This is a genomic window from Parabacteroides sp. AM08-6, assembly GCF_003473295.1.
GTDB lineage: Bacteria > Bacteroidota > Bacteroidia > Bacteroidales > Tannerellaceae > Parabacteroides.
On the sequence record NZ_QRMP01000001.1, the window covers coordinates 151,545 to 174,747 of the forward strand.

The following is a 23,203-nucleotide window of genomic DNA, read 5'->3' on the forward strand; positions in this document are numbered from 1 at the left end:
AGTTTTTTATCAGAATAACCGATTTATTGCTATATATTTCCAAAGTGGTGCAACGTGAAGTGCTTGTTTTATCTTGTCTTCATTCAAAAGTTCTTTCACTTCGTCAAGTGTAAGAAAATGTACACTTAAATCTTCTGTAGCTTCTAAGTGCTGGGTGGTGACGGGTTCTACATCGGTAGCCAAATAGCAATAGGTTAGATTTGTATGTGTACTCGGATTGACTCCTATAACCATTAATTCGCTCCAGTTCCCTTTACCATAGCCTGTTTCTTCCATTAATTCGCGCTGAGCGGAGATAAGGGGAGAGCCGTCTTCTTTTTCGCATACTCCGGCACAAAGTTCGTAATTCGCTTGCTCCAAGCCGTGTCGATATTGGCTGATAAAAATAAACTTCTTTTCCTTTGTGATGGCTATGACATTTACCCATTCAGGATATTCGAATACATAATATTCCGGTATTCGATTGCCGTTAGGTAGCTCTACCTCTTCGCAACGTACAGTGAACCACGGCTTTCTTGCCAGATATTCGCTTTTTAGGACTTTCCATTCTTTGTTTTTCGGATCTTCCATCTTTGTTTTCTTTTAATTTCGTTTTCGATTTAACTAACGAAGGCTACTCTATGGTATCTAATATTTTAGCTTTTATATTAAACGATGAAGAACGGGATAAATTGTAATTTGAGAAAGCTTGATACACCGACCTGAACATTTATCATTATCTTTGCCCTTTCGAAAGAAATAATTAAATGAATAAAGGTAATAATTTCGGCCGGCTTTTGCTCCTGTTGCTTATTACGTTAAGCTTTTGTTTAGGTATGTATTATTTGCCTGACTCGGTGTTCGGGATGAAAATAAAAAAGGTAGACCTGCTTTCCGATATTCGGGTAAAGCCGGAAGTGCTGTCTTTGGATTCGTTGCGCAAACAGTTGGAACAGCCTGATACTATTCAGATTGATACGGTAGCCGTTCGTGATTCTATTATAAAAAAGACAGGAATAGATTCACTTGCTCTCGCATTGCGTGATTCGCTTTATCGGGCGATGTATGCTGAAAAAGGGGCAGACTCACTGGGTATTCGCATAGAAGATTATTCGGTAGGACATATTGCTTTGAAGCGTTTCTTCGCGGCACTTAAAAACAATTTAAGCGTGGGGCGTCCTGTACGGGTGGCTTTCCTCGGAGATTCTTTTATAGAGGGTGATATTATGGTTGGTGATTTCCGCTCAGGTATGCAAAAAAAGTTTGGGGGACGTGGTGTCGGATTTATTCCGGTAACATCCGTTGCCGCCCAGTTTCGTCCTACTGTCGAACAGAAAACAGAAGGATGGATTACTTGGTCGATGCTGAAGGATCAGGAACATGCCTATACGCTTTCGGGTATGACTTTCGAACCGAAAAGTGAAAAAAATGTTTTGTCTCTTAAAACTACCAATCGTTATCCGGAAATCGAAACGGTATCTTCTCTGAAGTTACTGTATGAGGAAAATACAAATACGGAAATGCAATTGGTTTGCAATGGCCAAACTGATACAATCCGGGAAGCATTGCCGCCGACGTCGACCATTGTACAATACGAGAAAAAAGGAACATTTACCGAGGCCTCATTCGCATTTACCCGGACAGAAGGTTTTCAGGTTCTGGGAGTTGCCATGGAAGACAATGACGGGGTGATTGTCGATAATTATTCTCTGCGGGGTAATTCCGGTATGATATTGAATCGCTTGGATAGTACTCGTTGTCAAGAGTTGGATGCCATTCGCCCGTATGATTTGATTGTTTTGCAATATGGACTGAATGTGGTAAGCGATAGCGTGTTACAATACGGATGGTATACGAAACACATGGAAGAAGCTATCCGGCATATTCAGGTTTGTTTCCCGAAAGCTGATATTCTTCTTCTAGGCGTATCGGACCGGGGGCATCAGGTGGACGGAAATTTCGAGACAATGCCGGCTGTTTTGGCTCTGTTGCATGCACAACGGCAGACCGCACGTCGTACGGGGGTTGCTTTCTGGAATGTATTCGGGGCAATGGGAGGTGAGAACAGCATGGTTCGTTTTGTGGAGAATGGTTGGGCTAGTAAAGATTATACACATTTAAGTTTCAGGGGAGGCAAAGAGATTGCTACGGCATTACTGAATGCGATATTATTGGAAAAAGATTTTTATGATGAAGCAGAAAAGGTGGCTAATTAATATACTCATGATTTGCCTGATACCGGTGGCTATTATTCCGGGAATCAGAAGCTCTTTTATTGCAGAAGCTTCTGTTCCGCTCCCGCAACAACCGGAAATGCCCGATACGATAGCACTTCCTCCTTTATCTTATTCGATAGGGGCAAGGAAAGATTCCATTTTATTACCATTCTGGCCGGATAAAAAGAAGGATTTCTCTGTTTTGCAGAGTTTCTTTACCGGATTGGATTCTTTGCGTGCCGGAAAAGATACGGTCTTGACAATTGTTCATTTGGGAGATTCACATATTCAGGCAGGTTATTATTCCGGAAAAGTAATGCGTCTCTTGCAGGAAGAATTTGGTAATGCCGGCCGAGGCTGGATTGCTCCGTTCAAATTAAGTAAAACCAACGAACCGGATGATTATTATATCTCTTCAGCAGTAAAAGAATGGGTAGCAGGGCGTTGTATTCAAAAAATCAGAAAATCCCCGGTAGGAATAGGAGGGATAGGTATTCAGTCTGTTTCTCCGTCTATCAATCTGGACGTGATTATTGCTCCTAATAATGGAGCCGGCTATTCTTTTAATCAAGCGGTTATTTATCGAGGGGATAAATCCATGCCCATGCTTCCTGCCGGTTCTTTGAAAGATTCGGTTGATACGTTTCGGGCATCGTCACCGGCTGCACCGGGTATCATAGCCGACACATTCCGTATTTCCTTTCAGACGGATACGTTGCAGTTGCATAGTACGCGGCGTAAACCGGGTACAGATCAATTATTACCTGCGTCTTCATTCAAAAATATCTATTATGGTTTCAACCTGACGAACGGACATTCGGGCATTTTGTATCATTCTATCGGGGTAAATGGTTCTATGTATGTGAATTATACGGATGAAACATATGTCCGCCAACTGGCTTTGTTGAAACCGTCTTTATTGATAATATCACTGGGTACGAATGAAACTTTCGGCAGGCGGTTTAACAGCGAGGAATTTTCGAGTCAAGCGGAGGCTTTCATCTCTCTTATAAAGACATATATACCCAATACGGCTATTCTGTTGACAACTCCTCCGGAATGTTATAAACGGGTATATGTAAATAAGAAACGAACGTATGTACGGAATGCCAGTACGCAGTTTGCAGCAAAAGCACTTGTCAATGTGGCACTCCGGGAAAATATAGCATGTTGGGATTTATTTGCGGCTACAGGAGGTAAGAATTCTTATTCCAAATGGTATAAAGAACATCTGATGGGACGCGACCGTATCCACTTTACTAAAGAAGGGTATCGGGAGCAAGGTACATTGCTGTATCGTGCATTGATGCAAACATATAATGAATGGAAATCGAGAAACGAAAATATAGGAGAGAAAAAGGATGGTGAGTGATTTTTCAATTGATAAGCTTGGTGAACTTTTCCTTTATCAGCATAATGCGCCGATATTATTTAGTAGCGGTTTATTCTTTTTCCTGTTTATCGGTTTCCTGATTGTTTATATGTCTCTCCGGAAACATTTGTTGACGCGTATTATTTATGTAACGCTGTTTTCTATTTATTTTTATTATAAAAGTAGCGGATTATGGTTTTTTCTGCTTTTGCTTGTCGCTACAACCGACTTTTTGATTGCATTGGGACTTACTCGCACGACTTCTAAAACCGGAAGGAAATGGTGGGTTGTATTGAGCCTTTGCATTGACCTCGGCCTTTTGGGGTATTTTAAGTATTTTAATTTCCTGCGGGAAATTGTTTCTGTTGTGGGACACGAATTGGGATACCAAATAGGGAATACGGCTTTACAAAGCCTTAATTACCAGCCATTGGATATTTTTTTGCCGGTTGGGATTTCTTTCTTTACTTTCCAGACAATCAGTTATGTGATAGATGTTTATAGGGGCAGGATAGAACCGCTTCACCGTTGGATTGATTATGTCTTTTATGTTTCTTTTTTCCCGCAGTTGGTGGCAGGTCCGATTGTCCGTGCTCGTGATTTTATTCCACAAATTTATAAAGCTCCGTCTGTTACCCGTGTTCAGTTTGGTGAAGGCCTGTTTTTGGTACTTTGCGGTTTGTTTAAGAAAACGGTTATTTCCGATTATATCAGCCTTAATTTCGTAGACCGTGTATTTGATGCACCTTTGCTTTATACCGGAGTGGAAAATCTTTTCGGTGTTTACGGATATGCTTTACAGATATATTGCGATTTTTCCGGATATTCGGATATGGCAATCGGGATAGCTTTATTATTGGGTTTTCGGTTTAATATGAACTTTGATTCTCCTTATCAGTCGGCTACCATAACGGAATTTTGGAGACGCTGGCATATCTCTCTTTCTTCATGGTTGAAAGATTATTTATATATTTCATTGGGAGGTAATCGGAAAGGCAAAATCAGAACGTATATCAATCTGCTTATTACAATGTTATTAGGTGGATTATGGCATGGAGCGTCTGTAAGTTTTATTCTTTGGGGAGCATTGCATGGGGTAGCCTTGGCTATACATAAGTTTATAATGGGACATTTCAGCAGTTTTAAGCCTACAGGTTCCGATATGAAGCCATGGAGAAGGGTTTTAGGTGTTTTGATAACATTCCATCTTGTTTGTTTCGGTTGGATTTTATTCCGGGCGGACTCGATGCAAACGGTAGGAGAAGTACTTTCCCAGATATTTACGAATTTCCATCCGGAAGTATTTATGCAGTTTGTTTCCGGCTATAAAGGCGTTTGTATCCTGATGCTTATTGGTTATATATTGCATTTTATGCCGAAATCGGCGGAAAATGTATTGCGGGAAGGGGTGACTCGTTCTCCTTTATTGGTACAGGCGGCATTATTGGCGATTGCCATATTTGTTGTTGTACAGTTTAAGAGTGCCGGAGTACAGCCGTTTATTTATTTTCAGTTTTAGTGGTGTTTCATGGATATCAGAATATCCCTTTTTTATTTTTTCAAATTCCGTAGGTCGCTACCTGAGATATTTTGGAATACGCTGAGTCCGAATTCCGGTATAATGGCTAAGACATGGTCGAAAACATCTGATTGAATACCTTCGTAGGGAACCCATTCCTTGATAGAAGAAAAGAAATACAGTTCGATGGGGATACCTGTTTCTGTCGGTTGTAACTGACGGACCATGCAAGTCAATTCCTTACTGACGGCAGGAAGGCTTTTTAGATAATTAACCAGATAAGCCCGGAAAACGCCTATATTTGTCTGACGGCGTCCGTTGACACGGACTGAAGCATCAATATTATGTTCTTTATTATAGGTATCCAGTTCTTTTTCCGTTTTGTCAATATAATCGGTCAGTAATGAAATCTTGCGGAATTTAGCCAACATTTCCGGTGTACAGAAACAGACGCTGTTCATGTCGATATTAATAGAACGCTTGATACGTCGTCCCGGCGACTCGGACATACCACGCCAGTTCTGGAAGGCATCACTGACCAATGCATAAGGCGGTATCGTAGTGATAGTGTTGTCAAAGTTTCTTACTTTGACTGCATTTAGGGTTACTTCTATTACTGTACCGTCCGCACCATATTTTCCCATAGTAATCCAGTCTCCCGGGCGCAACATGTCATTGGCGGAAAGCTGGATACCGGCTACAAAGCCTAAAATGGTATCTTTGAATACCAACATCAAGATAGCGGCGGAAGCTCCCAAACCTGCAAATAAAGTAGTCGCAGATTTACCAATCAGAACACTGATAATCAGAATGAAGCCAATAAAAAAGACACCTACTTGCAATAACTGGATAAATCCTTTTAACGGTTTGTTCCTGAGTGACTCTTTCCTGTTATAGATTTCGTTAACGACGTTCAGGGAGGCATTGATAAATCGGAGTGAAACGGCTATGATATATATTTTGCACAGCATTTGGAGGATTGCCAGTATTTTGGGCGTTTCTTCGGGAGGAAAAGCCAATGGTAACATCACATATACCAATATAGCCGGTATCAGATGCATTAATTTATTGATGATTTTACGTTCTACAATTAAATCATCCCATTGGTTGCGGGTTTTTTTAGCAAGACGCTTAAACATGCCGAGAAAGATATACCGGCAAGCATAATCGATAAAGACCGTAACTAAGATGATTAACAGTAAGACAATTGCATTGTCGATTTCGTTAATTGAGTTACTGATAATTCCCATTCTCCATTCTGCCAGATGGTTGCTTATCCATTCTTGTATGTTGTGCATATACTTGTTTTCTTGTATGTTAGGGTGTACAAATTTACGAAAAAAACATTTATCTGTCAATTGGAATACTGATATACTTTCAGATTAAACTTAGGAACCATTGCAAAGATATGGTCGAAGATGTCCGATTGGATACGCTCGTATTCTTTCCATACTTTGTTGCGGGAGAAAAAGTAGATTTGGATAGGTACCCCGTATTCTGTCGATTGCAATTGGCTGATAATAAGGTCGAGGTCTGTATTCACAACTGGTAGACTGTTCAGATATTTTTCTATATAAATACGAAATATCTGCGAATTGGTGGGTATAACCCCATCATCCGGCTTATAGTCGGCAAGAAGGGGAATTTCTTTCCGGAAAGTATCGAGCATTTCCGGTGTGCAGAATGTGATTGTATTTAAATCCAAAAAGATAGATTTCATGACTCTCCGGCCACCGGATTCCACCATTCCGCGCCAGTTCTGGAATGAATTATTGACCAGCGTATAGGGAGGAATAGTAGATATTGTATTATCAAAGTTTTGGATTTTAACGGTATTTAGTGTGATTTCTTGTACGATACCGTTTGCATTGGAGCCGGGAACCGTTACCCAATCGCCGGGGCGAAGCATATCGTTGGCTGATAGTTGTATACCGGCTACAAATCCTAAAATTGTATCTTTGAACACCAGCATCAGGATAGCGGCCGAGGCTCCAAGTCCGGCGAACAATGTAGTGGGCGATTTACCTATCATGATTCCGATAATAACGATACCCCCAACGAAAAAAGCCAATACCTGTAAAACTTGCATAAAGCCTTTTATGGGTCTGTTCCGGTTTACCTGTTTTTGATTGTAAAGGTCGAGTATGACCAAGATAAAACCATTAATAGCCAGCAATAGGACGAATACTATATAAACCGCACAAATCTTTTGGGAGATGGCTAATAACCCTTTTCCGCGGATGAAAGCCATAGGCAATAAGGCATATACAAGTATTCCGGGAATAGTATGCACAAGGTTGTGTATGACTTTTCGTTTGATAAGCAATGTGTCCCACTGATAATGGGTGTGCTGTGCCAGTTTTCGCATACTACCGACAAAGATGGATTGGCATAAATAATCTATCCCGACGGCAAGTATCAATAGTAAAACTGCAATTATTGCTTCATCAAAAGTATTGGCAAACTTCGGGTCTACTCCCCAACCAATCAGGATTCCGTTCATCCAGCTTCCTAAGTTTATCATATCATATTCTGTTTTATGATAAATAACATTTATTGATTGATTTGGTTTATGTCAAAAATATTTGTAGGGAAATAAGGGTCTTTTGTTTAAGAGAAAGTTTATATGGAATTGTTAAAAATATATAGTTAAAGATTTGATAAGCTACAGGAAGTCTGTATATTTGTCATTTGTATTACAGTTGATTGATATTTCAATGAAATTAATGATATTGATGATGTTATGTGCATGTTGCTCTTATCAAATGCAGGCTGAGAACCTGAAAACTCTCCGTGTGGATGAATATAAGTTAGATAATGGATTAACCGTTTGGTTGAATGAAGATCATAGCCAACCGAAAATATTTGGTGCGGTGGTAGTGAAAGCTGGTGCGAAAGATTGCCCGGATACTGGAATTGCGCACTATTTTGAACACATGATGTTTAAAGGGACTGATCGTATCGGAACACTCGATTATGATGCGGAAAAAGTTCTTTTGGACTCGATTGTTATGAAATATGATGAATTGGCGGCTACCGAAGATGTTGTAAAGCGTGCACGTTTGCAACGGGAAATAAACGAGTTGAGTATTCGTTCGTCTGATTATGTAATCCCGAACGAATTTAATCGCCTGATTACTCAATATGGTGGTTCCGGCCTGAATGCTGCTACCTCTTATGATGCAACAATTTATTTCAATACATTTTCTCCTCAGTATATGGCGCAATGGGCGGAAATAAACAGCGAACGGTTGGTGAATCCTGTCTTTCGTCTTTTCCAGAGCGAGTTGGAAACTGTATATGAGGAGAAAAATATGTACGGTGATTTTATAGGAGGACAGGTTATGGACACTTTGTTGTCCCGCTATTTTCGTCCGCATCCGTATGCTTATCCTATCATTGGCAGTACGAAGAATCTAAAAAATCCGAGCTTAACGGAAATGCGTAAGTTTTTCGACGAATATTACGTAGCATCGAATATGGCATTAATCCTGAGCGGGGATTTCGAGACGGAAAAAGTTTTGCCTATTTTGCAGAGAACATTCTCACGAATTCGTCCGGGCGAAGCTCCCGATAAAAAAGTGGTCTCTCTTCCTCCGTTCAAGGGAAAGGAAAAGATGAAAGTGAAGTTTCCCATTCCTTTTCTGAAAGCGATGGGACTGGGATTCAGGGGTGTTCCGGCTAATCATGAAGACCAGGTAGCGCTGAAGATAGCTGTGAATTTATTGAATAATGCTAATGGAACGGGATTTCTGGATAAGTTGATGGTGGACCATAAACTATTGGGAGCTATTGCTATGAACGAGAGTATGAATGAAGCAGGAATTTTAGCCGTGGCAGCTATTCCGAAACCAATCATTCAATCGTATGCGTCGGCCGAAAAGATGGTCTGGAACCAGATAGAAAGAATAAAGAAAGGAGATTTCAGCGATGAAACTTTCAACAGTCTGAAGTTGGAACAGAAACGCTTGTATGCATCCGCGCTGGAGAATATAGATTCGCGGGCAACTATTATGATGAATCTGTTTTCACAAGGAAAGAATTGGGGGGATTATCTGGAGGAAGTGTCGAAGATTGAATCCATAACGAAAGAGGATATTATGCGGATTGCTACTAAATATTTCAGTAAGAATTATTTATGCGTAACGAAGAGTACCGGAAAATATCCGAAGGATAATTTGCCTAAACCGGACTTTGCTCCGGTTGTCCCGAAGCATGCCGAAGCTTCTTCCGAATATGCCAAGCAGTTGGAGCAGATACCGATAGAGCCGGTGAAACCTCGTTTCATTGACTTTAAAAAGGATGTGCAGATTTCACAGCTGACTCCGTTGGTTACATTGTATGCAACCCCGAATCCATTGAATGATATTTTTACTCTGAATCTGTCATTTGGGATAGGTTTCCTAGAGCAGCCTAAATTGATGCAACTTGCTAATTATTTGCAATTCCTGGGAACAGATTCGCTTACGTTCGACCAATTCCGTACACGCTTGCAAGCTATCGGTAGTACGATTTCATTTGATGTGACAACGGATCATTTTATAATTAAAATAACCGGGTTTGATAATCATATTGACGAGACAGTTGCACTTGCTGGTGATTTTCTCCTTCATGCGAAAGCCGACGATAAAAAAATCCGTCAACTTGTAGATGATGCGAAAGTAACTCAGAAGGCGTTCTTTAAGTCGAGCGATAATGTAGCAAATGCTCTGCTGGAAAAGGTAAGATACGGAGAACAGTCGCGATACCTGAAAAAACTTTCGCTGGCACAAATAAAGAAATTAAAAGGTAAAGACTTGTTGGATATTTTCGATAGAGTCCGTCGGGTGGAATGTAATTTGCATTATTGTGGTACGTTGCCTTCGGATAAAGTGATAACTCTAATCAAGCAACATATTCCGTTGGAGGATATAACTGTTGCTTCTCATTCACCCTATATCCAGGAATTACAGAGCTACGATAAACCATTCGTTTATTTTGTCAATATGCCGGATGCGTCACAGAGTATTATTTATAGTTATGTAAAAGGTAATGCGGTAGATGATAAACATTCCCGTCATGCTTCCCGCCTGTTTTCCGTCTATTTCGGAGGTGATATGTCGTCTCTGATGTTTCAGGAAATCCGCGAGTTCCGTTCGTATGCTTATCGGGCAAGTGGACGTTATCGCTTACCTTCAAATGCCCATAAAGGTAAACCTGGTGAATTTACCACTATTCTTTCTACGCAGGCTGACAAAACCCTTGATGCATTAGGCATTTTACATTCGCTTATCCGGGAAATGCCATTAAAACCGGAAAAAATGGAAGCTGTCAAACAAACAGTTACAAATCAATTAAATAATGATTTCCCTTCATTTCGTACTTTATCGGAAAAAGTAGCTGATTACCGGATGGATGGTTTTGAAAGTGACCCGGGAGAAGAACTATTAAATGATATTGCAACCATGGATATGGATGATATTGCCCGTTTTTATCGTGAAAACATCAGCAATCGTCCCATTGTTTACGTGATTGCCGGGAATGAGAGACGGATTGATATGGATAAGCTGGCATCATTCGGAACAATCATTAAGGTGAAAAAGAAAGAAATCTATAACTAATATTCAATTCCCGACTGGCAACATGTATAGTAAAGACGAACTGAAAAACCTGAAGCTGGAATTTTGGGAAAGTTTCGCTGCATTCTGCGAGGTACAACCTTATCTGAAAGGACGTAGGAAAATATGGACGTTGTACAATACGAAGGTAAAAGGGGTAGAATTGAAATTTGATGCGACGCGTGACGGAGCATTTGTTATTCTGGAAGTCAATCACCGGATAGAAGAGGAGAGGCTGGAAATGTTCGAACGTCTGACTTGGTATAAGGAAACGTTGGAAAAGGATTTCCCGGAAGGTTTGATTTGGGATATCTGTTTTGTCCGTGATACGGGTAAACAGGTTGCTCGTATCTATACGGAAAAGCGAGGTATTGATTTCCACCGTCGTGGCGATTGGGGAATGTTTTTTACTTTTATGGCAAGTCAGATGTTTTTGTTGGAACGCAATTTTATGTCGATTGCCGAATATTTAAGAGAATAGTATCTGTGTAAAATTGTTCCCCATAACAAAAAAACAGCATCTATTGGTAATCTTTTGTAAGATTTTCTTGCAAATCCAATTATTATTGTAACTTTGCAGCGTAAATAAAATAACAAATGAAAAGAATAGTACTGCATCATCACCATCATCATTACAACGGGCAATAGTTCGGTGGGCTGTTTGATATGTGGTACATATAAAGATAATGAATAAGGCTTGCCGTTATGCGGTGAGCCTTTTTTATTTCCGGAAGGGATTATTTAAATTGTATATTTATAAAAACAAAATAAGATGTTACGAATTGCAGTACAATCGAAAGGTCGTTTATACGATGAGACAATGCTTCTGTTGGAAGAAGCCGGTATTAAATTGAACAGAGGAAAACGTATTCTGTTGTTGTCAGCTAAAGGATTTCCAGTGGAAGTTTTATTTTTACGTGATGATGATATCCCTCAGTCTGTAGCCAATGGCGTGGCTGATATCGGTATTGTCGGTGAAAATGAATATGTGGAAAAAGGGCAAGAGGCCAAACTGGTAAAACGTCTGGGATTCAGTAAATGCCGTTTATCTCTGGCTATTCCAAAGGAGGAAGAGTATCAGGGCGTAGAATGGTTTGAAGGAAAGACAATCGCAACTTCTTATCCGGAGATTTTGGCTTCTTATCTGAAGGAGAAAGGTGTGAATGCCGATTTGCATGTCATCAGCGGCTCCGTGGAAATTGCTCCCGGTATCGGATTGGCGGATGCTATTTTCGATATTGTAAGTTCCGGCAGCACATTGGTCAGCAATCAATTGAAGGAAGTAGAAGTAATCATGCAAAGTGAAGCTCTGTTGATTGCCAATAATAATCTTTCGGCTGAAAAACAGGAAATCTTGGATGAGCTTTTATTCCGTTTCGAAGCTATCCAAGAGGCGGAAGGCAAGAAATATGTATTGCTGAATGCCCCGAAGGATAAGATGAAAGAAATTGTTGAAGTATTGCCGGGCATGAAAAGTCCGACTATTACGCCGTTGGCTGATGAAAACTGGGTTTCCGTGCAATCCGTAATTGCGGAAAAGCAGTTTTGGGAAATCATCGGCAAGCTTAAATCTTTAGGTGCACAAGGCATACTGGTTATTCCGATTGAAAAGATGATACTTTAATTTGTAAGACCCAATTAAAGAAATAATGGAAGTAATAAAATATCCGCCAAGAAGCGAATGGCCGGCATTGGCCGGAAGGCCGGCATTGGATGTTACGACTTTGTTTGATACGGTTCGTACCGTATTGAACGAGGTTCGGACGGAAGGGGATGCAGCCGTCAAACGTTACGAAGAGAAATTTGATAAAGTGGAACTCTCGACTTTCCGTGAACTTCAGGTTTCGGAAGAAGAAATAGCCGCAGCCCGAAATTTGATTTCCGAAGAATTGAAGCAGGCTATCCGTACGGCAAAGAATAATATTGAAACTTTTCACGCTTCTCAGTGTTTTACAGGAAAGAAGGTCGAAACAGCTCCGGGTGTTGTTTGCTGGCAGAAAGCGGTGGCCATCGAGAAAGTGGGTCTGTATATTCCGGGTGGGACAGCTCCTCTTTTCTCCACAGTCCTGATGCTGGCAGTTCCGGCACGTATTGCCGGTTGCAAGGAAATCGTACTTTGTACGCCACCGAATAAGGAAGGAAAAGTGCATCCGGCAATTCTTTTTGCTGCGGAAACAGCCGGCGTAAGTAAAATCTTCAAAATAGGAGGTATACAGGCTATTGCAGCAATGGCGTATGGAACGGAAACTGTTCCCAAGGTATATAAAATATTCGGTCCCGGTAATCAGTATGTGACAGCCGCTAAACAGTTGGTTAGCCTGAAAGAAGTCGCCATTGATATGCCGGCCGGCCCTTCGGAAGTGGAAGTGATTGCCGACGAAACGGTGAATCCGGATTTTATCGCGGCTGATTTTCTTTCCCAGGCCGAACATGGTGCCGACAGTCAGGCAATGTTGGTGACAGCTGCTGAAAGTATTGTGGAGAATGTTATCAGTGCTATCCGGGAACAATTGAAACAATTGCCCCGTCAGGAAATTACGGAAAAGGCTTTGAAACACAGTCGTATCATTGTCTTGAAGAATCGACAGGAAATAATAGACTTCACGAATTTATATGCACCCGAGCACTTGATTATCCAAACTGCCGATTATACCGATATTGCCGGACAGGTGGAAAATGCAGGAAGTGTTTTTATGGGACCTTACACTCCCGAGAGTGCGGGTGATTATGCTTCCGGTACAAACCATACATTACCGACTAACGGTTATGCAAAAGCCTATAGCGGTGTTAATCTGGATAGTTTTATTAAAAAGATAACCTTCCAGGAAATCACAGCCGGCGGCATTCGGCAATTAGGCCCGACTATTCAGGAAATGGCTGCCAACGAACAACTGGAAGCCCATCGTAATGCAGTAACAATCAGATTAAAGACGATATGAAGGATTTAAAAGACTTGGTGAGACCCAATATTTGGGAAATGCAGCCTTATTCGTCGGCGAGAGACGAATTTCATGGGAGTGCATCTGTTTTTCTGGATGCAAATGAAAATCCGTATAATACTCCTTACAACCGTTATCCCGACCCGATGCAGCTCTTGTTGAAGGACCGGATATCCGAACTGAAAGGGGTTGGAGTTGATTCTATTTTTCTGGGAAACGGGAGTGACGAGCCGATAGACTTGATTATCCGTGCTTTTTGCGAGCCGGCAATCGACAGTATCGTCAGCATCGCCCCCTCGTATGGTATGTACGAAGTTGCCGCCAATATCAACAATGTTGAATTTCGGAAAGTGGAATTAACCAAATCGTTCGAGCTGGATGCCGAGCGCGTATTGGAAGCGGCTAATGCTTGGGTAAAAGTCATCTATCTTTGTTCGCCCAATAACCCGACGGGCAATAGTCTGGAGAGAGAGAAGCTTTATAAGATATTGAATACTTTTTCCGGAATAGTCGTAATCGATGAGGCTTATATTGATTTTTCATCGGAACCTTCTTTCCTTTCCGAATTGGAGAGATTTCCGAATTTGATTGTTTTGCAGACTTTGTCGAAAGCCTGGGGAGCTGCCGGTATTCGTTTGGGAATGGCTTTTGCTTCTCCTAAAATTATTGCAATCCTCAATAAAATAAAATATCCGTACAATGTCAATATGCTGACGCAGGAACAAGCTTTGGAAATCCTGAATAATGAGGAACGGATGAAGGAACAATTGCGCTCCATCCTTTCCGAACGCATACGTTTGCAGGCCGCGTTGCCTCTGTTGAATTGTGTGAATAAGATTTATCCGACGGATGCTAATTTCATTCTGGCGGATGTGGAAAATGCGAACGCCACTTACAAAGCATTGGTGAAAAAAGGGGTGATTGTCCGTAATCGCAACAATGTTACACTCTGTCGCGGTTGCTTGCGCATCACGGTAGGTACTCCGAAAGAAAATGACGCTTTGCTGGCTGTTTTAAAAAAGTTGTAAATGATGAAAAGAGCCTTGTTTATTGATAGGGACGGGACATTGGTCATTGAACCTCCCGTCGATTATCAGCTGGATAGTCTGGAAAAGCTGGAATTTTATCCGAAAGTGTTCCGCAACCTGTATTTTATACGCAAGCAGTTGGATTTCGAGTTCGTGATGGTGACGAATCAGGATGGGCTTGGAACCTCTTCCTTCCCGGAAGATACTTTCTGGCCGGCACACAATAAAATGCTGAAAACACTTGAAGGAGAAGGTATCCTTTTCGACGATATTTTGATAGACCGTTCTTTTCCGGAAGATAACTCTCCGAACCGCAAGCCGCGTACGGGAATGCTGGGCCACTATCTTTCCGGAGAATATGATTTGGCGGAAAGTTATGTCGTAGGGGATAGGCTGACGGATATGCAATTGGCTGCCAACTTGGGAGCAAAAGGAATATGGTTACATGCCTTTGATGAAGAAGCCCGGCAGCTTTTATCCGGAAATCCCGCTCTTTCGCCGGTACTGATTACGGACGATTGGGATAAGGTAACGGAATATCTTTTTGCCGGCGAACGTCGTGCCGTCGTGCAACGTACAACGAAAGAAACGGATATTTACGTGGAAGTCAATTTGGATGGTCATGGCACGACCCGGATAGCAACCGGACTCGGCTTTTTCGACCACATGCTCGACCAAATCGGCAAGCACTCCGGTATCGACCTGACAGTAGAAGTAAAAGGAGATTTGGAAGTCGACGAACATCATACGATTGAAGATACCGCTATCGCTCTGGGAGAGGCTTTGCTGAAAGCTTTAGGAGACAAGCGGGGGATAGAGCGTTATGGCTATACGTTACCGATGGATGATTGCCTGTGTAGTGTGGCGCTCGATTTCGGAGGCCGCCCCTGGCTTGTCTGGGATGCCGAGTTCCACCGTGAGAAAATAGGAGAGATGCCTACCGAGATGTTTCTTCATTTCTTCAAGAGCTTGAGTGACGCCGCCCGTATGAATTTGAACATCAAGGCGGAGGGAACGAACGAACATCATAAGATAGAGGGCATTTTCAAGGCACTGGCCCGTTCCATCAAAATGGCCATCCGCCGGGATATTTACAAATATGAACTTCCGAGTACGAAAGGCCTTCTGTAAGTCCTGTCGGCAGGGGAACCGCCTCATGCTGGGCCTCTGCCGATAGAGATAATTAACTTGCGACTTTCGAAATAAATCCTTTCCTTTGGGCTTCGGTTAAATGAAGGTAAATAATATGATAAGAAATCTGATAATTATAGTCTTTGGTGTTTTTGTGCTTGTCTCTTGCAGCAAAGACGAGCAGGATAAATTGTTCGGGAAGTGGCAAATGCAACAAGTGGAGGAGAATGGTGTCGTGCAATCCGTCGATACCGTGTATTTCAATTTTGAACATTCCCTTTTCATGTATCAGATATATATGCCTTCCACTTCCGAATATCAGTTCAGGTATGGTTATAATACAATAGCGGGAGATTCCATCTTGTTGGAAATCGTTAGTAATCCCGCTCCGGTTCGTGATTTTCTTCCTTTGACGGACTGGACTTCCGATAAACGGACTTATGCGATTGATAAAATCTCCGGCAAGCAATTAATCTTAAGCAGCGAAGGGAAAAAATATACGTTCCGGAAATTCTGAAGGAATGTTTTTTCATTTTTACATGTATGAAAATGGTGTTTTCATTTTGAAAACAGCGATTCGGGCATCGAAAATGGCGTTTTCATTTTGAAAACAGCGTTTTTGGCATCGAAAATGGTGTTTTCGTTTTGAAAAACGCCATTTCGGGCATCCGATGGCTTTTCCCGATTTATTATTGTGTAATATCGCTGACGGTAGCCCGTGCTTCCCGAATTAAATCGGCCGGAGATACCTGTATTTGCAAGCCGCGCTGTCCGGCACTGACATAGATTTTGTCGAATTCCAAGGCTGTCTGATGGATATATGTGGGGAAATGTTTTTTCATGCCGATAGGAGAGCAGCCGCCGCGAATATAACCGGTCAGGGGCAAAAGTTCCTTGACGGGGACCATTTCGCAACTTTTATTGCCGGAAATTTTGGCCGCTTTCTTTAAATCCACTTCATCGGCGCCCGGAACGACACAGACGAAATATCCGCTTTTGTCCCCATGCAATACAAGTGTTTTGAATACTTGGGCTACATCTTCTCCCAATTGCGCCGCTACGTGGGTGGCGCTCAAATCATTTTCATCGACTTCGTAAGGTACCAGCTGGTAAGCTATTTTGGCTTTATCCAACAGGCGGGCTACGTTTGTTTTATTAATCTTCATCGTTTATAATCCTTTCATAGAGAGTTGTACACGTTTGCGGACGAGGTCTACGCTCAGAACCTTCACTTTGACATGCTGGTGCATGGATACTACCTCTGTCGGGTCGCTGACGAAGCGGTCTGCCAGTTCCGAAATGTGAACCAAGCCGTTTTCCTTGATGCCTACATCTACAAAACAACCGAAATTCGTGATATTGGTGACAATGCCGGGAAGAAGTTGGCCTTCTTTCAAATCTTCGATGGTTTTCACGGTTGGGTCGAATGAGAATACCTGGATTGCTTGCCGCGGGTCGCGTCCCGGTTTGTCCAATTCCTCCATAATGTCCAAAAGGGTGGGCATTCCGACCTTGCCGGTTACGTATGCGTTCAGGTCCAGTCTCTTTTTCAGCTCTTTGTCCTCGATAAGTTGGGCAACCGTACAGTTCAGGTCTTTTGCCATTTGCTCTACAATCGGATAACTTTCAGGGTGGACGGCTGAGTTGTCCAACGGATTTTTGCCTCCTTGGATGCGGAGGAAACCGGCACTTTGTTCGAATGCCTTTTCGCCCATGCGGGGAACTTTCATCAATTCTTTGCGGGATTTGAAAGGTCCGTGCTCGGTACGGTAATCTACAATATTTTGGGCCAACGCAGGTCCCAGGCCGGAGATATAAGTCAACAAGTGTTTGCTGGCTGTATTAACATTGACTCCGACAAGGTTTACGCAGCTTTCTACCGTCTGGTCGAGGCTTTTTTTCAATGCTCCTTGCTCTACGTCATGTTGGTATTGTCCGACACCGATACTTTTAGGGTCAATCTTTACCAATTCGGCCAACGGGTCCATCAGGCGACGGCCGATACTGACGGCTCCACGTACGGTAACATCATATTCCGGAAACTCGTCGCGGGCTGTCTTGGAGGCGGAATAAATGGAAGCACCGTTTTCGCTGACGACAAAAACCTGTACTTTCCGGTCGTAACGGATATTGGTAATGAATTGTTCCGTTTCACGGCTGGCAGTACCGTTGCCTATGGCGATTGCTTCTATGGCATACGTCGAAACCAATTGGGCGACTTTTGCGGCAGCTTTGCTCTTTTCGTTCTGAGGGGGATGCGGGTAAATGGCTTCGTTGTGCAACAAGGCTCCCTGCGCATCCAGGCAAACCAGCTTACAACCGGTGCGGTAACCCGGGTCGACACCCAATACGCGCTTTTGTCCGAGGGGGGGGGCTAATAGTAGCTGGCGGAGATTTTCGGCAAAGACTCGGATGGCTTCCGCGTCGGCTTTTGCTTTGCTTAAATTGGCAAATTCCGTTTCTATGGATGGTTTTAGCAAACGTTTGAACGAATCGTCAACGGCTGTGGCTACTTCTTCGGAAGTCTTACCGCGTCCACGGACGAAACGGCGTTTCAAGCGGTCTATACAGCTATCCGTGTCCGGTGAGATACTTACCCGCAGGATACCTTCCGCTTCTCCGCGGCGTAATGCCAGCAGACGGTGGGAACTGGCACGGTTCAAAGGCTCGCTGAAGTCGAAATAGTCCCGGTATTTGGCGCCTTCTTCTTCTTTTCCTTTTATTACTTTGGATGTGATGACGGCCGTGTGCGAAAATGAATTACGGACAGCGTTCCGGGCCTCCTCATTTTCATTAATCCACTCGGCGATGATGTCGCGGGCGCCTTGCAGGGCTTCTGCTGCGTTTTTCACTTCCCCTTTGATGAAGGAGGTGATGCGTGCGGCCAGATTCGGCTCGTTTTGCATCATTATGATTTTAGCTAAAGGTTCTAATCCCTTTTTGCGTGCGATTTCTGCTTTTGTCACCCGTTTGGGCTTGTATGGCAGGTAAAGGTCTTCTATTTCGGTGCTGTCCCATGACTCTTCTATCCGTTTTTTTAGCTCAGGGGTCAGTTTATCTTGCTCTTCGATAGAGGACAGTATCGTTTCTTTTCGTTTTTTGAGTTCGGTCAGTTTGTCTAACTGGTCTTTAATTGAACCGATTTGTACTTCGTCCAGGCCACCGGTAACTTCTTTCCGGTATCGGCTGATAAAAGGAATGGTGGCACCTTCGTCCAGCAAACCGATTGTTTTTTCCACTTGTTTCTCCGGAATATTTAAAATGCGGGAGATAAGGGAATGGAATGATGTTGTCATATCTTTTTTGTATTCTCTATTCGGAACGCAAAGATAAGAGTTTGGTTTTATTTTTTCTTTCCGGTATTGAGTTCTTTCTGGAAATATTTGTTACTCTCGTTTATTTTCAAGATTTTTGCGCAAATAAAAACATCAGTCTCTGAATAAGACACAAACTTTATTATATGATATTAGCTGACTCACAAAATAGCGGACTTGAACAAGATTATAAGGATTTATCTACTCTTCTTTCAAATATAGTGGATTTTGTACCGATGTATCTCTTTGTGAAAGACACGGGAGATAATTTCCGGTATATATATTCCAGTCCGATGGTGAATACCTTATTCGGACGTTATCATAATGATGTGGTAGGGAAAACGGATTTTGAATTGTTTCTGGATCCGGTCGTCGCGCAGTCATTTCGAGATATGGATGAAAATATAGTACGTTCTGGAAAAATGTATCGGTTTGTGGAACAAATGGTTGACCCGAAGGGTATTCTTCGTACTATAGATACGATAAAATTGTTGGTGCCCCGGGAGGGAAAAGCTCCTTATTTGTTGGGCTTGTCATGGGATATAACCAAACAGAGGAGTATTGAGGAGGAATTGAATGAAAACAACAAACGTCTGACTCTCTCTTGTCAGGCAGGGAAAATATATCCGTGGATATGGGATGTTATAAATGAAACGGCGGAACTTTCGGTTGTAGAAGACGGCAAGATGGTTCATAAGTTTATTCAACATGAAAGTTTTACGGAAAAAATCCATCCGGATGAACAACAGATGTATAGGAATATAGTCAATGCTTTTGCTTGCGGGGAGATTGATTCCTTACGCTTAAGTTTTCGTTGCCGTTATTTTTCCGATGAATATGTCTGGCTGGAAAAAGTGGGTGAAGTTCTTGAGTACGGTGAAGACGGAAGACCTTCAAAAGCGATTGGTATTTTGCGCGATATTACGGTCGATAAACGGCATGAGGAAGATATTCGCGCAAAGCGCTTGGCGGAGGAAAGTGACCGTATGAAGTCCGCTTTTATTGCCAATATGAGCCATGAAATTCGTACACCGTTAAATGCGATAGTCGGATTTTCCACATTGTTGGCGCAGGCGGATTCGGAGGAAGAAAAACAGGAATATCTGAATATTATACAAAGCAGTAATGAGTTTTTATTGCAGTTGATAGGGGATATTCTGGATATTTCAAAAATAGAATCCGGTAAATTGGAGTTTGTTTTTACGACATTCCGGCTGAATGAAATATTTGAACCACAACAATATGCTTTTTCTTTCCGCGCAGAGGAAGGGGTGGAAGTTCTATTTGAAAATGATGGTTCCGATTATACGATTGTATCGGAAAAAACTCGTTTGACGCAAGTATTAACTAATTTCTTGTCGAACGCGATAAAATTCACATCTTCCGGCTCTATTCGTTTTGGATATAAAGTGATAGAAACAGGTATTTATGTTTACGTGACAGATACGGGAACGGGTATCAGAAAGGAAGATTCGCAGGCTGTTTTCGAGCGGTTTGTAAAATTGAATAATTTCAAGCAAGGAACAGGCTTGGGACTATCTATTTGTAAAACCATCATAACAATGCTGGATGGTGAAATAGGAGTGGACTCTGAACCTGAAAAGGGTTCGACTTTTTGGTTTAAGATACCATGCTCTCCCATAAAAGTAGGTTGATTATTTATTCATGGCAGGTGTATTGATATAAATGATTTCATCTGCCAGGCGATGCAGTTCCTCCGGATTGTGGGAAGTAAATATTAGTATCTGTCCGGTTTGTTCCAACCGTTTACGGATACGTTCAATAATCCGGTATGATAATGCTTCATCCAGCCCTTTAAACGGTTCATCCATCAGAAGAATAGCTGCCGGAAAAATCAAAGCCCGGGCAATGGCTACACGCTGTTGTTGCCCGAAACTCAATTCGTCCGGATAACGGCCGGATAATGTATTTAGTTCCATTTCTTCCAATAAGGAAGCCGCTTTCCCGAGTGCGGTTTGTTTGTCTGTGAAAGAAGCCAGCGGTAATGCTATATTTTCCTTTACAGTTAGTTGGCTTAATAATACAGGTTCTTGAAAAACCGTAGCGATACTTTTTGACGTAAGGAAATGAATATTCCCTGCTTGAGGCTTTATAATACCGTTAATCAGATTTAGCAATGTTGTTTTTCCTGTTCCGGAAGCTCCTGTTATACCATATATCCGGTTTGTTTTGAATGTGTATGTGAAACCGGAGATGATTTTAGCATCTTCATATTGAAAGGAGATATTTTCCATTCGAATCGTTACTGTTTCCGGAAGAGGGAATATTTTTGTCTTGTTATAATGTATAGGAAAATTGTGTTTTCCCAGCCAGGATATGCCTTTGTCGAAAAAGAAGCTGACAAGAATAGCGACGATGGTCCAAGCTAAAAGTTCCGGGACAGCTATAAAACTTTGTGCACGTTTCATTTCTCCTCCGATACCAAACGAACATTGCGCCAACACTTCCCCCATGATGATAGCCCGCCATCCAAAACCGGAAGCGGAAGTTAATCCGCTAAATAAGAAAGGATTTATCTGCGGATAAATAACTTGTGTCAATTTGTTCCACCAGCCGATTTGAAACCGGTTGGCCATAATCATGAATTCTTTACGCTGACTACGAATGCCTTTCGTGATGTTCTCTGTGAGTAATGGGAACATAGTCAGAAATGCAATCATCAACGGAATACTTTCCGGATGGAGGAAAATAAGTGCCAGAAGAATAAAAGAAATAACCGGAACCGACCGCATAATTGCCAATAAAGGACGAAATAGTTCGTAAACTAATTCATTTCGACTGAAAAGACAGGCAATTCCGGTAGCTGCTATAAGAGAAAGAAACATACCGGCTACCCCCCGGATAAGGGTTGCCGAGACTGATTGATAGAATGTCACTGATGTAAATAATTCCGCTAAAGTCTGAATCAATCGTGGAACCGATGGTATCAGGTCCGGAAGATTGACCCAGATAGCGAATATTTCCCAACATAGAAGCAATATTCCGATGGAAAGTAGGGGGAGCAGGCTTTTTTTCATCATTCTTTTAGTTATAAAATCCTGCATCGGGTAATTTGCCACCTAATGCCTTGGGTTCATATTCTTCTATCAGTTTTAGAAAATCTTGAATACTTTTCCTGGATTGTGCAACCGGGTAATATTCTATTTTACATCTTTCGATACTTTCCTTGGTTAGCATACCGGGAGCAAATACTTGTTTATCTTCCAGTATATGAATGGCTTGTTCCGGATTTTCTGTAGCAAAGCTACAAGAAGCTTGCAACAAACTATCAAGGGATAGTTTTCTCTTTTTTAAAGATGGCGTACAAAGTATAGCGGTCTGGGCAAAGCCGGGAGTCGACTCATTTTGATAGTTCAGGTCTGCCAGAATATGCAGGGTACTGTCTTTTTTAAGTGCCATACTTAGAAAAGGCTCTCCGATGACGGCAGTCTTAATTTTTCCGGCTAATAATCCTTGCATAATCTCATGTGCTGTCGAAAATGTATAGTTCAGGGAATAATGCAAATGGTGTTGTTGCAGATAATGGCGGGTTAATATATCCGGAGTCGTACCTGCACCGAAAATATGAAGTGTTTCTCCGGTGGTATTTGTTTCTGTTTTTTGTTCCTGTCCGACCAGATAAAGCGTGCCCCATACAGGGCATCCCCAAAGCGGATACTTTATTCCTTTATTATATAAATTAGCTGCACTAATCATTGGTAATACGGCAATATCCGTTTCCCCTTTAATAAGAACTGCCTGCATTAAATCCGGAGAATCGATGACTTTCACCTGTATAGGTTTACCCTCAATTACCGGAGCTTTCTCCATCCATCCGGCGAAAGCGATGGCTGAAGGGCCACGAAGAACGGATACACGTATTGCTCCATCCTGTTTGGGTGAATGGCCGCAACTACATAAAAACAGCAGAATAAGGCAGCAAAATCGGATAATCATTTTTATTGTATTATGCTTCAGATATAAAAAGTACGACAAATGTACAATCTTTATGAATGAAAAGGAAGGAGGGGGTATAAAAAATTAAAGGCTGTCTCACGACAACCCCTAACCAAACTTTGTTAACCTTAAATCTAATACTATTATGAAA

General features: G+C 42.1%; 18 protein-coding genes. 11 read left to right on the top strand and 7 right to left on the bottom strand.

Annotation, left to right across the window (positions count from 1 at the left end; genetic code table 11):
- Positions 1-9 precede the first annotated feature (9 nt).
- Complete coding sequence (locus DW103_RS00560; RefSeq protein ID WP_122273724.1) at positions 10-570, bottom strand: NUDIX hydrolase; 561 nt, start codon at positions 568-570, stop codon at positions 10-12.
- 176 nt (positions 571-746) lie between these two features.
- Between DW103_RS00560 and DW103_RS00565 the strand changes: the two genes are divergently transcribed.
- From DW103_RS00565 to DW103_RS00575, 3 genes are read left to right on the top strand one after another with little or no spacing between them, the layout of a single operon-like run.
- Positions 747-2,195 (top strand): hypothetical protein, encoded by a 1,449-nt coding sequence (locus DW103_RS00565; protein ID WP_122273725.1) that lies wholly within the window; start codon positions 747-749, stop codon positions 2,193-2,195.
- A complete protein-coding gene (locus DW103_RS00570; RefSeq protein WP_122273944.1) occupies positions 2,170-3,567 on the top strand; it encodes a GDSL-type esterase/lipase family protein in 1,398 nt (465 codons plus the stop codon). The genes DW103_RS00565 and DW103_RS00570 overlap by 26 nt, the downstream gene beginning before the upstream one ends.
- The gene (locus DW103_RS00575) at positions 3,557-5,086 is read left to right on the top strand and encodes an MBOAT family protein (RefSeq protein WP_122273726.1); all 1,530 of its coding nucleotides are present in this window, start codon (positions 3,557-3,559) and stop codon (positions 5,084-5,086) included. The genes DW103_RS00570 and DW103_RS00575 overlap by 11 nt, the downstream gene beginning before the upstream one ends.
- A gap of 32 nt (positions 5,087-5,118) precedes the next feature.
- Here the strand turns inward: DW103_RS00575 and DW103_RS00580 are convergent, their stop codons facing one another.
- Complete coding sequence (locus DW103_RS00580; protein ID WP_122273727.1) at positions 5,119-6,384, bottom strand: mechanosensitive ion channel family protein; 1,266 nt, start codon at positions 6,382-6,384, stop codon at positions 5,119-5,121.
- 56 nt (positions 6,385-6,440) lie between these two features.
- Entirely contained in the window at positions 6,441-7,610 is a 1,170-nt protein-coding gene (locus DW103_RS00585) for a mechanosensitive ion channel family protein (protein WP_122273728.1), read from the bottom strand.
- Between the two features lie 211 nt (positions 7,611-7,821).
- Here DW103_RS00585 and DW103_RS00590 point away from each other — a divergent pair, with 211 nt between their 5' ends.
- The 7 genes from DW103_RS00590 to DW103_RS00620 all read left to right on the top strand — a co-directional run bounded on the left by DW103_RS00590 (position 7,822) and on the right by DW103_RS00620 (position 16,298).
- A complete protein-coding gene (locus DW103_RS00590) occupies positions 7,822-10,686 on the top strand; it encodes a pitrilysin family protein (RefSeq protein WP_122273945.1) in 2,865 nt (954 codons plus the stop codon).
- Between the two features lie 22 nt (positions 10,687-10,708).
- Positions 10,709-11,164 (top strand): DUF4268 domain-containing protein, encoded by a 456-nt coding sequence (locus DW103_RS00595; protein WP_122273729.1) that lies wholly within the window; start codon positions 10,709-10,711, stop codon positions 11,162-11,164.
- A gap of 291 nt (positions 11,165-11,455) precedes the next feature.
- Complete coding sequence (hisG, locus tag DW103_RS00600; protein ID WP_122273730.1) at positions 11,456-12,307, top strand: ATP phosphoribosyltransferase; 852 nt, start codon at positions 11,456-11,458, stop codon at positions 12,305-12,307.
- 25 nt (positions 12,308-12,332) lie between these two features.
- The gene (gene hisD, locus DW103_RS00605; RefSeq protein ID WP_122273731.1) at positions 12,333-13,622 is read left to right on the top strand and encodes a histidinol dehydrogenase; all 1,290 of its coding nucleotides are present in this window, start codon (positions 12,333-12,335) and stop codon (positions 13,620-13,622) included.
- Positions 13,619-14,650, top strand: a complete 1,032-nt coding sequence (gene hisC, locus DW103_RS00610; protein ID WP_122273732.1) for a histidinol-phosphate transaminase — start codon at positions 13,619-13,621, stop codon at positions 14,648-14,650. The genes hisD and hisC overlap by 4 nt, the downstream gene beginning before the upstream one ends.
- A gap of 3 nt (positions 14,651-14,653) precedes the next feature.
- Positions 14,654-15,781 carry a bifunctional histidinol-phosphatase/imidazoleglycerol-phosphate dehydratase HisB gene (gene hisB, locus DW103_RS00615; protein ID WP_199652931.1) on the top strand — a complete coding sequence of 376 codons (1,128 nt, stop codon included), beginning with the start codon at positions 14,654-14,656 and terminating at the stop codon, positions 15,779-15,781.
- Between the two features lie 115 nt (positions 15,782-15,896).
- Complete coding sequence (locus DW103_RS00620; protein ID WP_122273946.1) at positions 15,897-16,298, top strand: lipocalin-like domain-containing protein; 402 nt, start codon at positions 15,897-15,899, stop codon at positions 16,296-16,298.
- Between the two features lie 172 nt (positions 16,299-16,470).
- On the opposite strand, the gene ybaK is transcribed toward DW103_RS00620, so the two are convergent.
- Together ybaK and DW103_RS00630 are read right to left on the bottom strand one after the other, a co-directional pair.
- Positions 16,471-16,947 (bottom strand): Cys-tRNA(Pro) deacylase, encoded by a 477-nt coding sequence (ybaK, locus tag DW103_RS00625; protein ID WP_122273734.1) that lies wholly within the window; start codon positions 16,945-16,947, stop codon positions 16,471-16,473.
- Positions 16,948-16,950: 3 nt separating this feature from the next.
- Entirely contained in the window at positions 16,951-19,077 is a 2,127-nt protein-coding gene (locus tag DW103_RS00630) for a Tex family protein (protein ID WP_122273735.1), read from the bottom strand.
- 164 nt (positions 19,078-19,241) lie between these two features.
- Between DW103_RS00630 and DW103_RS00635 the strand changes: the two genes are divergently transcribed.
- Positions 19,242-20,750, top strand: coding sequence for a PAS domain-containing sensor histidine kinase (locus DW103_RS00635; RefSeq protein WP_122273736.1), 1,509 nt, complete (start codon positions 19,242-19,244; stop codon positions 20,748-20,750).
- Here DW103_RS00635 and DW103_RS00640 read toward each other — a convergent pair whose 3' ends face one another.
- Complete coding sequence (locus DW103_RS00640; protein WP_122273947.1) at positions 20,751-22,133, bottom strand: ATP-binding cassette domain-containing protein; 1,383 nt, start codon at positions 22,131-22,133, stop codon at positions 20,751-20,753.
- A 7-nt stretch (positions 22,134-22,140) separates the two neighbouring features.
- Positions 22,141-23,049 (bottom strand): ABC transporter substrate-binding protein, encoded by a 909-nt coding sequence (locus DW103_RS00645; RefSeq protein WP_122273948.1) that lies wholly within the window; start codon positions 23,047-23,049, stop codon positions 22,141-22,143.
- Positions 23,050-23,203: the final 154 nt, after the last annotated feature.